The following is a 14,174-nucleotide window of genomic DNA, read 5'->3' on the forward strand; positions in this document are numbered from 1 at the left end:
TGACTAACTATTCGTTTTAATTGTTATATATCGACTATATATGCGTTAAATATCTTTAAAATATTTAACAAAAATGGATTAATTCATTTTCATCGACTTCACAACGTATAGGTTATTATAAAAAAGGTCAAGTTGTTGGTGGAATATCACGCCAATATGCGATTTACCACGAAATACGCTGTAATAGTTCATACTATTCAGTAGGTTAGTTTTTTTGTTGTTACAATTTTGCAACAAAAGAGGTGTTGTGAAAACAAAAAAGACCAGCACAATGTGCTGGTCAAATGGAAAAGTTTGGCAGGAAAGAATGCTAATTTATTACGGCCTAGTAGCGACTAAAATCGATACTAGGCCGTAATCACTTACGCAGAGAGCATCAGTGAGTTTGCTTTTGCTTCTAGGTTTGAACCACCCATTAAGTACTTATCAATGGCAATGGCGCATTCACGCCCTTCATTGATGCAATGAACCACCAAAGATTGACCAGTGCGCATGTCACCTGCAGCAAATACCCCTTGTTGATTAGTGGCAAAGCCTTGTGTCTCGACATTGCCACGCTCATCCAGTTTAATGTCTAGCTGAGCCAGAACACCCGTTGGCTCTGGGTGTAAAAAGCCCATCGCTAGGAATGCCATATCACATGCAATTACGCGTTCAGAATTCGCCACTTCTTCAAATCCTGGGCGTTGACCTGGCTTTGCGTCTTGCCAAACAATGTCAGCAATGCGCAGACCAGTGACTTCACCTTTATCGTTGCCGATAAATTCTTTGGTCAGGATGTTCCAATGACGATCACATCCTTCTTCGTGTGACGTGGTGGTTTTCATGATCATGGGATACTGAGGCCAAGGCATATTTGCCGGGCGTTTTTCTGGTGGCACTGGCATGATCTCTACTTGAGTAACACTGGCCGCTTGGTGACGGTTGGACGTTCCGACACAGTCAGAGCCAGTATCACCACCACCGATAACCACAACATGTCTACCTTTCGCGTGAATTTCTTCAGTTTTAAGGTCCATGCCGTTGGCGCGGCGGTTGTTTTGGCTAAGGAACTCCATGGCAAAGTGAACGCCTTTGAGATCGCGCCCCGGAACGGGAAGATCACGAGCAACCGTCGATCCACCCGTCAGTAGAACGACATCGAATTCTTGACGTAATTGCTGGGCGTTGATGTCAACACCGACGTGTTGGTTAACTTTAAATTGAACCCCAGCTTCCGCCATTAGGTTAATTTTACGGTCAATCACATCCATACCCAATTTGAAATCTGGGATGCCGAAACGAAGCAAACCACCAACTTTCTCGTCGCGTTCAAACACAGTGACACAGTGACCGGCGCTATTGAGTTGTTCTGCCGCGGCCAGACCGGCAGGACCACTGCCGATAATCGCCACGGTTTTACCACTGCGAGAACGAGGCGATTTCGGTTTTGCGTACCCTTCACGATACGCAGTTTCGACAATGGTTTTCTCGATGTTACAGATAGTGATCGGATCTTGGTTGATACCTAATACACAAGCACTTTCACACGGCGCAGGACACACACGACCTGTAAACTCCGGGAAGTTGTTGGTTGAACTGAGAATGTTCCACGCTTCTTCCCAGCTGTCACGATACACGGCGTCGTTAAACTCAGGGATGATGTTACCAATCGGGCAGCCGTTATGACAAAACGGCACACCGCAATCCATACAACGCGACGCTTGGGTATTAATTTTTTCACCAAACTCGTCGTTGAGGACAAACTCTTTATTGTTTTCTATTCGAACACTTGGGTCGATTTTGCTTGGTAGCTCACGACCATGTTCTAAAAATCCAGTAGGCTTACCCATTACACGGCCTCCACTTGTTCCGTTAGTGTTTGCTCAGCTTGCGCTTTACGCTTTTGAAGTACCGCTTTGTAATCACGTGGCATGACTTTCACCAGTGACGCAATGCTTGCTTCAAAATTGTCGAGGAAAGACTGGGCAACTTCACTTCCTGTGAATTCAACATGCTTAGTGAGCATCTGTTGCAATAGCTCACGGTCTTCTGCTTCGATAGGATCTAAGTCGACGAGCTCAGGATTTAGCTTAGTTTCGAAGTCGCCGGCTTTATCCCAAACATAAGCGACACCGCCACTCATACCCGCCGCAAAGTTCCGACCTGTCGAGCCCAAGATCACGGCAACGCCACCAGTCATGTATTCACAACCGTGATCACCGATACCTTCTACTACGACTTTCGCGCCAGAGTTACGTACGCAGAAGCGTTCACCAGCCATACCACGAATGTAAGACTCACCCGATGTTGCACCGTAGAAACAGACGTTACCGACAACAATGTTATCTTCTGCCACTATGGTTGATTTCAAGTCTGGGTAAAGCACTAAGGTACCGCCAGACAGCCCTTTACCCCAGTAGTCGTTGGCATCACCTTCGACTTCAAACTTGACACCTTTCGCCAAGAAAGCACCGAAGGATTGGCCTGCTGAACCATTGAATTTCACCTGCATTAGTAGAGGTAAGCCTTGGTCTCGGTAGATTTTAGAAATCTCATTCGACAGCATTGTACCGGTAGAGCGGTCGGTGTTGACGATAGGGAACTGCGCATTCACCGCTTTGCCTTGCTCTAACGCTGGGATAGCGGCTTGGATTAGCTTGCGATCCAGAACATCTTCAAGATGATGGTTTTGCTTAGTTTGATTGTAAACCCCATCTTGCTCACGCGCTTGCTCAATGTGCAGTACGGGTGAGAGATCTAGGTTTTGGTATTTCCAATGGCTAACGTCGTCACGCACTTTGAGTTTTTGCGATTGACCGACCATTTCGTCGATAGTACGGAAACCAAGTTCAGCCATGATTTCACGTAAGCCTTCTGCCATGTATTGGAAGAAAGTCACGACATCTTCTACGCGACCATCAAAACGTTCACGTAGGGTTTTATTTTGCGTTGCGATGCCCACAGGACAGGTATTCTTATGACACTTACGCATCATGATACAACCTTCGACAACGAGAGCAGCCGTTGCCACGCCCCATTCTTCAGCACCAAGTAGCGTTGCTACCGCGAGGTCACGAGGCGTTTTCATCTGGCCATCAGACTGAACCACAATACGGTTACGTAGACCGTTTTTCAGCAGTGTTTGATGTGTTTCTGCCAGACCAAGTTCCCAAGGAAGACCAGTATGACGAATAGATGACATAGGAGAAGCCCCAGTACCACCATCAAACCCGGCGATAAGCACCACATCGGCTTTAGCTTTGGCAACACCTGAAGCAATCGTCCCTACGCCCGCTTCTGAAACGAGCTTAACGTTAACGCGGCCATCGCGATTGGCATTTTTCAAGTCGTAGATAAGCTGAGCTAAATCTTCGATTGAGTAGATATCGTGATGCGGCGGTGGCGAAATGAGGCCGACGCCTGGGGTTGAGTGACGCGTTGCGCCAATCCAGTCATCGACTTTATCACCCGGTAGTTGACCCCCTTCACCTGGTTTCGCTCCTTGAGCCATTTTGATCTGTAGCTCATCAGCGTTGGTTAGGTAGTAAGAGGTGACACCGAAGCGACCTGATGCAACCTGCTTGATCGCCGAACGCTCCCAATCGCCGTTTTCTTTGCGCTCAAAACGATTTGGATCTTCACCGCCTTCGCCTGAGTTCGATTTCGCGCCAATGCGGTTCATCGCAACCGCTAAGGTTGAGTGAGCTTCGTGAGAGATCGAGCCGAACGACATCGCACCAGTTGCAAAGCGTTTCAGGATGCTATCGATAGACTCAACCTCTTCAATCGGAATTGAACCAGCTGGGTCTTTAACGAAGTCGAGTTGGCTACGCAGCGTTGCGGCGTCATTGCCTTGATCATCGACTGCTTTAGCGTATTGCTTAAATTGCGAGAAATCTTTATTACGCGTTGACTGTTGTAGTAGCGAGATCGTCTCAGGATTAAACAAGTGCTTTTCACCACGTTGTTTCCACTGATAAACGCCGCCGACATCCAGTACTTGCACCGGAATTTCGCGTGTTGGGAAACCAATGCGGTGACGTACCATCACTTCTTTAGCGATGTCATCAATGGTCAAGCCCTGAATACGCGAAACGGTTCCAGTGAAGTATCGATCGACCACAGGTTTGCTGATCCCGAGTGCTTCAAAGATCTGTGCACCATGGTAAGACTGCAAGGTCGAGATGCCCATTTTGGAGAAGATCTTCAACAGGCCACCGTTGATCGCTTGACGGTAGTTCTCAAACAGATCGCGAGTTCTGGTTTGTGGATCGAGCTTTTTGGTGCGCTGCAATTCAACCATGGTTTCGATAACGAGGTACGGGTTGATGGCATTGGCACCATAGCCGATGAGCGTGGCAAAATGGTGTGTTTCACGAGCATCACCCGTTTCAACCACAATGTCACACTTAGCGCGTAAACCTTTACGAATCAGATGATGATGCACGGCACCAACCGCCAGCATGGCAGGGATGGCAGCATGGTTAGAGTTCAGCGCACGGTCGGTCAGTAAGATAATCGAATAACCGTCAATGACCGCATCTTCAGCGTACTGACAGATACGTTTAAGGGCGCGCTCTAGTTTGCCTTGGTCTTCACTGGCCTGAAACACGATATCGAGTGTTTTTGCTTGCAGGTGCTCGTTATCAATCGCACGCAGTTTTTCCAGCTCAGAGTTAGACAGAACCGGCGATTCAAGCTCAACTTTTTGACAGTGTTGTGGTGATTCAGTCAACAGGTTCTGATCTTTACCAAGGTAAGTGTTGAGTGACATGACCATACGCTCACGAATCGGATCGATTGGTGGGTTGGTTACCTGAGCAAACAACTGCTTAAAGTAGTTAGATAGGTGTTGTGACTGGTGCGATAGGATCGCTAATGGCCAGTCTGCGCCCATGGCCGAGAGGGGCTCTTTGCTCTCTTTTGCCATTGGCACGATGATTTCATTGACCTCTTCCGAGCTCACACCAAATGCTTGTTGCTTGTGAAGGAGTTTTTCTGGAGAAGGCTGGTTAAACTCATTGCTCGCATCGGGTAGCTTCTTCAAGCTAAGTAGATTCTCTTCAACCCATTTCTGGTAGGGCTGAGCGCTGGCTATGCCATCTTTGACTTCTTCATCAGAGATGATACGACCTTGCTCTAGGTCTGCAACAAAGATACGTCCCGGTTGCAAACGACCACGGAATTCTACGTTTTCTGGTGCAATATCGACAACGCCTGACTCTGACGCCATCACAAGGAAGTCATCTTTAGTCACGGTATAGCGTGATGGACGTAAGCCATTTCGGTCAAGCGTCGCGCCGACTTGAACACCGTCGGTGAAACAGACAGAGGCCGGACCATCCCATGGTTCCATTACGTTGGCGTGATATTGATAAAACGCGCGGCGAGTGGGATCCATGTTTTTGTTTTCTTGCCATGCTTCAGGAATCATCATCATCAGTGCATGAGGCAAGCTACGGCCAGAAAGAACCAGTAGTTCTAACGCCATATCGAAATTCGATGAGTCTGAAGCGCCTTCTTGACATATCGGCAGTAGCATATCGATTTCGGCTTGAGTAAACAGATCCGATTCGATGATTGCTTCGCGGGCTTTCATCCAGTTTAAGTTGCCGCGTACGGTATTGATTTCACCGTTGTGGGCAATATAACGGAAAGGTTGTGCCAAGCGCCATTTCGGGAAGGTATTGGTTGAGAAACGTGAGTGGACCAAAGCGAGGGCCGTCACCATGGTCGGATTTTGTAAGTCGAGGAAGTATTGAGGAACTTGCTCAGTGGTTAACTGACCTTTGTAAACCAACGTCTTGTATGACATTGAGTTGATGTAGAAGTCGTCACCAATGTTAGATACGCTCTCTAAACACACGCGAACGGTATAGTTACGCAGGACATACAGTTTACGCTCAAGCTCTTGCGGAGTGATACCTGGGCCACCAGAGATAAACACATGTTCAAACAGTGGCTCAGTACTGAGCGGGTCGGTACCAATCATTGAGTTATCGGTTGGTAATACACGATAACCAATGACATCCAACTCAAGGCGTGCAGCATTACGCTCTAAAATGTCGCGACATTGAGCACGCTGATGCTCATCTTTGGGGAAAAGCACCACACCAACGCCATATTTCTCAAAAGAGGGCAGCTTAATACCAAGCTTGACCGCTTCTTCGAGGAGAAATTCGTGAGGTTTTTGTAGCAAAATGCCGGCACCGTCGCCTGAGCAAGGATCACAACCTTGGCCACCACGGTGTTCCATGCGGGCAAGCATATCAAGAGCTTGCGTAACTACGTCGTGCGATTTACGGTTTTTTAGGTGAGCAACAAAACCGATACCACAAGCGTCATGCTCCAATTCTGGAGTATATAGACCTTGTGAACTTTGCTCTCTATCTAGCATGGATACATCCTTCCAGTTCAAATAGGCGCAATGATGCTAGTCGAAACTAGTTCTACGTCCTGTCCATTATTTTTATGATTCGAAGTCGACCTGGGTTGGTGACTTTGATTCCTTTCCGTATCTCGCTGAAAAATATTGCGAGAAAAACAATCCTTGGTGAAAACCCTTTTTTTATGGTCACAATCTAGTGATTTATATAGGTAGGAGTAGGGTTTCACCGACGTTTCGCCGAATAAATGTGTAATAAAAACCACAAAAGCCAGCAAAATCTGTAAATATCCTACAATTTACTTAGCCTGCAATGCAATCAAAACTCGCTGCTGTTGCCTATATTTTTCGCGTTTTAAACGTTAATATGTTTAACTTTTGCTTAACAATTGGCTTTTGACCGATGTTTTTTGCATGTTTATTGACTTTGCTTAACATCTAACTTGTTTGAAATCGTTACATTCCTCACTTGGTTTTTTTCAAAAATGTAATTTAATTACATTAATCTTAATGATATTTATTTCGTTTTGAGCGAGTGTCGCATGCAACTTCATCAACTGGTCAATACCATTGGACAAGATTTACAGCGCCGTTATGGAGAGAAGGTGCATAAGCTCACCTTACATGGCGGCTTCAGTTGCCCAAATCGAGACGGAACCATAGGTAAAGGCGGCTGTACTTTTTGTAACGTTGCTTCTTTTGCTGATGAGCAAGCGCAAATCCACAGCATCGAACAGCAACTCTCCGATCGCGCCGGTGAAATTACCCGAGCGAAAAAATACCTCGCTTACTTTCAAGCCTATACCAGTACTTACGCAGAAGTTCAGGTATTGAAGCGTATGTATGAGCAAGCGCTAGAGTGTGCGGATATTATTGGCTTGTGTGTCGGTACTCGTCCTGATTGTGTGCCAGATGCCGTATTAGAACTGCTGTCGGGGTATGTCGAACAAGGGTATGAGATTTGGCTTGAGCTTGGCTTACAAACAGCCAATAACACGACACTTAAACGTATTAATCGTGGCCACGACTTTGAGTGTTACGCAGAGGTCACTCAACGTGCACGGGCTTTGGGTATTAAAGTGTGTACCCATCTTATTGTGGGATTGCCGAAAGAGACCCGAGATGACAATGTGGCGACGCTGGAACAGGTTTTGGCGGTTGGTACCGATGGCATCAAATTACACGGTTTGCATATTGTCGAAGGCAGCACAATGGCGAAGGCGTGGGAAGCGGGTCGGCTTGAGGCCCTTGAGCTGGATCAATACGTTGCAATCGCCAGTGAATTGATTCGCATGACACCTGCCGACGTGGTTTATCATCGCGTCTCTTCTGCCGCACGTAGGCCAACGCTGCTGGCGCCATTGTGGTGTGAGAATCGTTGGCTGGCGATGACAGAAATTGGCCGAACACTTGATCAAGATGGCCCTCAGGGATCGCTTCTAAATCACCCATATATATATACAAAGCCAATAATAAAGGCTGATGATTCGACAATAACCTGATATCTTTTGTACCATTATGCATGGGCATTATGAATTAGAGTGATCGAATGGAGCCATTTCTAGTTTGGTTGTGGGAGACATCGCAAGAATATTGGATTGATATTGTCATCATTACACTGTTTTGTTGTGTGATGCTGGCGCTCTTTGTTCGCATTCAAGCACACATCACTGATCTGATGCTCTCGTCGCCACACGCGGTACTCGTGATCGACGGCCAAAGTGGCCAACTGCTGTTGGCGAATTGCGTTGCGAGCGAACTGTTGGCCGTACGTGTAGTCGGTAAACAGTTTATTTTACCGGATTTAGTCACCGCTCCATTTCTCTTGTCACTTATTTCTCCTCTTCAGCAGCACCCCCGCTCTTCGCATCTACTTACCTGGCCGATTTCAGATAACAATAACGTCAAATTGGATGTTACTGGGCGCAAAACTTGGTTTCGACATCGTGTGGTTTGGACGCTGCATTTTTCGGCGCATCAAAGTACGACCGAAGAACTTCAAGCTCAAGTCGCGTCGCTGTCGGTGATCAAAAGTGCCTTTGATAATTTGTCTGAGCTGATCTTTATTAAAAATCAAACGGGTCAGCTAGTTTCAACCAATCGTGCTTTTAAAAACTTCTGGCAAGGGCGTGAAGAAGAGGGAAGCGCGGATATCCACGGCATTATTAAAGGCCGCGCTAGCGATCGCCGCTGGACTATCACTCCAGATGGCCGAAGTTGTCTGTTGGAAAGCTACCAAAGTGTTCTGATTGCTTCGGATGGAGAGTCGATTGGGACGCTCGGTATTAGTCATGATGTAACGGATTGGCACAACATGCAAAAGAACCTGCGTGATGAGATGGAAAAGCGCCGTGATACCGAAGTGGCTCTGGCTCAACGCGACACTATTTTACAAAATATACTTGAATCTAGCCCAGATTCGATTGGCATCTTTAACGAAAACATGGTTTATCAAGCGTGTAATCAACCTTTCGTAGAAGCGTTAGGGATTACAAATATCGAAGATCTGATTGGCAAAAGATTGCAAGATGTTATTGATGACGAAAGCTATCAACGCTTATCCGAAACTGATAATAAAGTATTGTATGAAGGCAAATCGCTGCGTTATATCGATCAAACGATCGGAAAAGACGGGCAATTTATTTGGTATGACGTGGTTAAATCGCCGTTTCGCGATCCTGCCTCGGGGACTAATGGCGTGTTAATCATGGCACGAGATGTTTCCGAGCGTTATCTAGCAGAGCAGAAATTAGAACAAGCGAATCAAGAGCTTGAACGATTGAGTTTTATGGATGGTTTAACACAAATAGCTAACCGACGTCGTTTCAATCAACAGCTAGAAACCTTGTGGCACTTACATATTCGTGAAAAACAACCACTGACGGTGATGCTGTGTGATATCGACTATTTTAAGCCTTATAATGACTTTTATGGTCATCAGCGTGGTGATGAAGCGTTAATGAAAGTGGCCAAGATCTTCCAGCAGGTGCTGACCCGTTCAAGCGATTGTGTCGCTCGTTATGGCGGCGAAGAGTTTGCTTTTATTTTACCCAATACCACCACCGATGGGGCGCTTAAGGTTGCTCAGCGCATCCATCAAGGAGTTGCTGGCTTGTCACTTGAACATCAGGCATCCGATGTGTTTACCCATATCACCATTAGTATTGGTTTGATGTCACTTACGCCACAACCTCTTGATAGCCATGAAATTATCGTAGCGTTGGCCGACAGTGCGCTCTATCAAGCCAAAGCCAATGGCCGCAATCAAACCTGTGTGCATCACACATCAGAGAATTAACCCATTATCGATAAAGGTTTTTTTAGCTGTCGCTGAGGAAAACAGGTAAAATTTTACCACTGTTACCGTGCGGAGCTGTGAATGAAGCCAATTAAAAACCTCGCTCAGTATTATGTCGATCTGCTTGTTAAACTGGGCATTCTACGTTTTTCTATTCTCCTTGCCTTGGCGCTCGTGGCTCTTGCCGTTGTGGTTCAAGTTGGTATTACTTTAGTCCTCAGTGGGCATGTCGATGATATCGATATTGTCCGCTCGGTGTTCTTTGGTTTGTTAATTACCCCTTGGGCGGTGTACTTCCTTTCCGTGGTGGTTGATCAATTAGAAGAGTCTCGCCAACGTCTTTCTAAGTTGGTGTCGAAGCTCAAAGACATGCGCTCGCGTGACCAAGAGCTCAATCAAAAGCTGCAGCAAAATATTGCTAAGCTCAATCAAGAGATTGAAGAGCGGATTAAAGCCGAAGAAGCACGTGAGGAAGCGATGAAAGACCTCGAAAATGAGGTATTTCAACGTGAGCGGACTCAGGTTGAACTGGCTGAGCGAACCGCTTTACTGCGCTCGTTTATTGATGCCTCACCTGATCTTATCTATTACCGTAATGCCGATGGTGTGTTTTCCGGCTGTAACCGGGCAATGGAGGAACTGACCGGCAAGAAAGAGAGCCAGTTAGTCGGCCTGACGCCATGGGATGTGTACAGCAAAGAGGTCGCTCAACAAATTGTTGATACCGATCAGAGAGTGTTTGCTGACAACCAAGCGCTGACCTATGAGCAGTGGCTTGAATACCCTGATGGCAGACGTAACTACTTCGAACTACGCAAAGTGCCCTTTTACAGTAAAGAGGGGCGTCACCTAGGATTGGTGGGCTTTGGCCGAGACATTACCGAACGCAAACGTCACGAAGAGTCATTAGAGAAGGCGAGTCGCGATAAGACCACCTTCATTTCGACCATCAGTCATGAATTGAGAACGCCGCTCAATGGCATTGTCGGCTTGAGTCGTATGCTGCTTGATACGCAGCTAACGGCTGAGCAGCGCAATCATATGCAAACCATCAACGTCAGTGCGATTACCTTAGGTAATATTTTCAACGACATCATCGATATGGATAAGTTTGATCGTCGTAAACTTGAGCTTTACCCTGCGCCGCTTAACTTTGAAGAGTTTATCGCTGAGATGGAAAGTATTTCAGCCTTGATGGCCTCACAGAAAGGGCTTCGCTTTGATTTAGAGCGGCTCAGTGATCTGCCGACGGCGATCGAGGTGGATGCGACCCGTTTGCGCCAAGTGCTGTGGAATCTAGTCAGCAATGCAATGAAGTTTACCAAAGAAGGTGGGGTCGTGATGTCCGTTAGCTCTGAAGTGGACGGAGACTTCGCTAATATTGTCATGGAAGTGGAAGACAGTGGGATAGGCATACCAGACGAAGAACTGGATAAGATATTTGCGATGTATTATCAAGTTAAGTCGGGTAAAGATAACCTTCATGCGGTCGGAACCGGTATCGGGTTGGCGGTTTCTAAACAGTTGATCAAGATGATGGACGGCGATATTACCGTTTCAAGTGAAGAAGGTTTTGGTAGCACATTCACGGTGGCCATTCGTGTGCCTCTGGCACAGAGTCCTCAGTTACCCGCGCTGCATCCGGCGACCTCGCAAGAACTCAATATTTTTATGGTAGAAGATATTGAACTCAACATTACCGTTGCTCGCTCGTTATTAGAAAGCATGGGCCACGAAGTTTCGGTGGCGATGACGGGCATGGAAGCGATGGAGATGTTTGACCCAGAAATTTACGATCTGGTGTTTTTAGATATTCAATTGCCCGATATGACAGGCTTTGATGTCGCGGAATACTTTAGACGCACCTATTCGGATTTACCCCCTTTAGTCGCATTGACCGCCAATGTGTTGAAAAACAAACGTGAATACCTTGATAAAGGAATGGATGACGCGATCAGCAAGCCGCTATCGGTGACGGCGATGCAAGAGGTGTTGGCTAAGTTCTCTTCCACAAAAGCGCAACCAGAAGAGGTGTCTGTTGCCATTGCAAGCGAGCCAGAACTCAGTGAAAGTGAAGAGATATATTCTCGTCTGCTTGATCTCGATATGCTCGAATCGTATATCAGTATCGTTGGACCTCAACCAGTACTCGATAGTATTGTGATGTTTGAAGAGATGATGCCGGAATACCTCCAAGTGCTTGATTCGAATATGGTCGCTAAACATCAAGAAGGGATCGTTTCAGAAGCGCATAAGATAAAAGGCGCGGCAGGATCGATTGGCCTTAAAAATATTCAATTGATCGCACAAAAAGCACAGTCGCCTGATTTACCAGCGTGGTGGGAAAATATCGACGATTGGGTTGAAGAGATGAAGAATGAGTATGACAATGATATTCAAATTCTTAAACAGTGGTTAAGACAAAGGTCAAATGGCTAAGGTGAAACAATGAACCAATTCGCATTTATCAGTCTAGGCGCTGCTCTACTGGTGGGGTGTAGCACTCAGCCGATGGATTGGCAGCAAGATCAACCTGTGACCATCTCTGAGGCGACCGTGACGCTGAAAAGCACCGTGTGGATTGATATGATGCCTGCGATCGGTGAAGGGCAAGACAATATCTTACATGGTTCACTGTTACTCGACTCTGAACAGGGGTTAACGCCAACGCTTAATGTTGAAGTGGTCTCGATTCAACAGGGTGATCAGGTATGGCTAATCGAAGGTGAAGCAGTCGAATTGCGTACTTATAGCCCCAATCAATGGGAAGTGGCGTTCGAGTGGCAAGTACCGTTAGCTCCAGAACAGCCAGTGGATATTGGGTTGCAATTGAGTGACCAAGGTAAAAAGGCTTGGGTGGTCAACAAACAAGTGGCGGTCGACAAGATTTACTAACTTGGAACGATCGTATCAGACAATAAAAAAGGCTTGCTCTCAATGAGCAAGCCTTTTGTTTTTAAAAAGTTTAACTAGCTTTTCTTTAAACCAGCGTTGATGTCTAAGACATCTTGCTCGCTTAATGTACCAACGGCTTGGCGCAGTTGCAGTACGCTTAAAATGTAATCGTAACGTGCGTTAGATAAGTTCTTGTTAGCATCGTAAAGGCGACGTGTTGAATCAAGAACGTCAACGATAGTACGTGTACCGACATCGAACCCAGCTTCTGTTGCTTCGAGAGCTGAGCGCGCTGAAACCACCGTTTGTTCATAAGCACGCAGGGCGCCAATCGAAGCGCTGATGTTGTTGTTGAAGGCACGAACATCTTTGACTACGTTGCGGTAAGACGCTTCAAGATCTTGGCTTGCTGCCACATAGTTGAATTCAGCTTGCTTAGTTTGCGAGCTAATATTACCACCGGTGTAAAGTGGTACGCTGAGGTTGACGCCAATATTAAAGTTGTTGGTCGTAGAGTCGGTAGAACCAATACCAGTATTAGAGAGATCGCCATAACTGTAACCACCATCTAATGTTAAAGAAGGTAGATGACCTGAACTGGCAAGAGAAATATTGTCTTTTGCAACGTCTTGCGCAATACGTGCAGATAACAAGCTTAAGTTTTTCTGCTGCGCTTCTTCAAGCAGTGCATCAATCGCGGCTTGGGTTTTTGTGGCAGAGAAACGTTGAGTATCAAGTACGTCTAGATCGTCGTGCTGTTGGCCAGTGATTTCACGCAGGCCTTCGTAGCTATTGACTAGGTTATTTTGCGCGAGTACTTCATCGGCTAACACTGCGTCGTATTGTGCTTGTGCATCATGGACGTCAGTAATGGCTGATAAGCCCACTTCAAAACGTTGCTTGGTTTGCTCAAGTTGACGGCCAACGGCGGCTTTTTCTGCTTGGACGAACTCTAAGTTATCTTGGGCGCGCAGGACGTTAAAGTAAGCGGTTGAAACGCGAAGAATAAGCGCTTGCTGGGTTGCCGCGAATGATGCGTCGGCTTGACGAGCGGTTTTCTCGGACACATCGAGTGTGAGCCAGCTTGAACGTTGATATAACTCTTGCGAGAAGTTAATCCCGGCCGTGAGTGCGTTTTGATCGTTATCACGTGTCGTACCCGAGTCGAGGTCTGTATCGCCACGGGTTAAATTATAGCCAGCAGTTAAATTGATTTGTGGTAACAACGTTGAGCGGCTAGAGTTCACTGCTTCAAAGGCGGCATCACGCTTCGCAGCGGCGCTTAGTAGCGTTGGGTCGTTTTCTTTTGCTTGATTGTAGATTTCCGCTAGTGTGTCAGCTAGAGCAGAGGTGCTGATACTGCCTAAGGCTACACTGATAACGAATGGAAGCAGTTTCTTCATAGATCTTATTCCTAGCAAATTATGAAAAATTTTAATCTTCAAGAGTTTAACTTAAATGGTAGTCATTCGTTCAAAAAAATTGCAAAGTTTTACACTTAACTATCCACTTGTACAGCATGCTCAATTCATCAATTTAAAATATTTTATAAAAATTATATAAAAAGTTGAGCCATATCCTTGGAAGTTAAGCATCTGTCTGAGTAAACTATAA

General features: G+C 46.3%; 7 protein-coding genes. 4 read left to right on the top strand and 3 right to left on the bottom strand.

The window, feature by feature from the left end; genetic code table 11:
* Positions 1 to 362: 362 nt before the first annotated feature.
* Positions 363 to 1,832 carry a glutamate synthase subunit beta gene (locus CDZ87_RS02895; protein ID WP_100752087.1) on the bottom strand — a complete coding sequence of 490 codons (1,470 nt, stop codon included), beginning with the start codon at positions 1,830 to 1,832 and terminating at the stop codon, positions 363 to 365.
* Positions 1,832 to 6,379: a glutamate synthase large subunit gene (gene gltB, locus CDZ87_RS02900; RefSeq protein WP_100752088.1), complete on the bottom strand. Its 4,548-nt coding sequence runs from the start codon at positions 6,377 to 6,379 to the stop codon at positions 1,832 to 1,834. Before gltB ends, CDZ87_RS02895 begins: the two co-directional genes overlap by 1 nt.
* Before the next feature lie 530 nt (positions 6,380 to 6,909).
* Between gltB and mnmL the strand changes: the two genes are divergently transcribed.
* The 4 genes from mnmL (at position 6,910) to CDZ87_RS02920 (ending at position 12,560) form a co-directional block, all read left to right on the top strand.
* On the top strand, positions 6,910 to 7,869 hold the full coding sequence (mnmL, locus tag CDZ87_RS02905) for a tRNA modification radical SAM protein MnmL/YtqA (protein ID WP_100752089.1): 960 nt from the start codon (positions 6,910 to 6,912) through the stop codon (positions 7,867 to 7,869).
* 47 nt (positions 7,870 to 7,916) lie between these two features.
* Positions 7,917 to 9,665 (top strand): GGDEF domain-containing protein, encoded by a 1,749-nt coding sequence (locus tag CDZ87_RS02910; RefSeq protein ID WP_100752090.1) that lies wholly within the window; start codon positions 7,917 to 7,919, stop codon positions 9,663 to 9,665.
* A gap of 81 nt (positions 9,666 to 9,746) precedes the next feature.
* A complete protein-coding gene (gene arcB, locus CDZ87_RS02915) occupies positions 9,747 to 12,104 on the top strand; it encodes an aerobic respiration two-component sensor histidine kinase ArcB (RefSeq protein ID WP_100752091.1) in 2,358 nt (785 codons plus the stop codon).
* Positions 12,105 to 12,113: 9 nt separating this feature from the next.
* The gene (locus tag CDZ87_RS02920; RefSeq protein WP_100752092.1) at positions 12,114 to 12,560 is read left to right on the top strand and encodes a hypothetical protein; all 447 of its coding nucleotides are present in this window, start codon (positions 12,114 to 12,116) and stop codon (positions 12,558 to 12,560) included.
* Positions 12,561 to 12,634: 74 nt separating this feature from the next.
* Here CDZ87_RS02920 and tolC read toward each other — a convergent pair whose 3' ends face one another.
* Positions 12,635 to 13,963: an outer membrane channel protein TolC gene (gene tolC, locus CDZ87_RS02925; protein WP_100752093.1), complete on the bottom strand. Its 1,329-nt coding sequence runs from the start codon at positions 13,961 to 13,963 to the stop codon at positions 12,635 to 12,637.
* Positions 13,964 to 14,174 lie beyond the last annotated feature (211 nt).

It is taken from the genome of Vibrio salilacus (genome assembly GCF_002811245.1).
Lineage (GTDB): Bacteria > Pseudomonadota > Gammaproteobacteria > Enterobacterales > Vibrionaceae > Vibrio > Vibrio salilacus.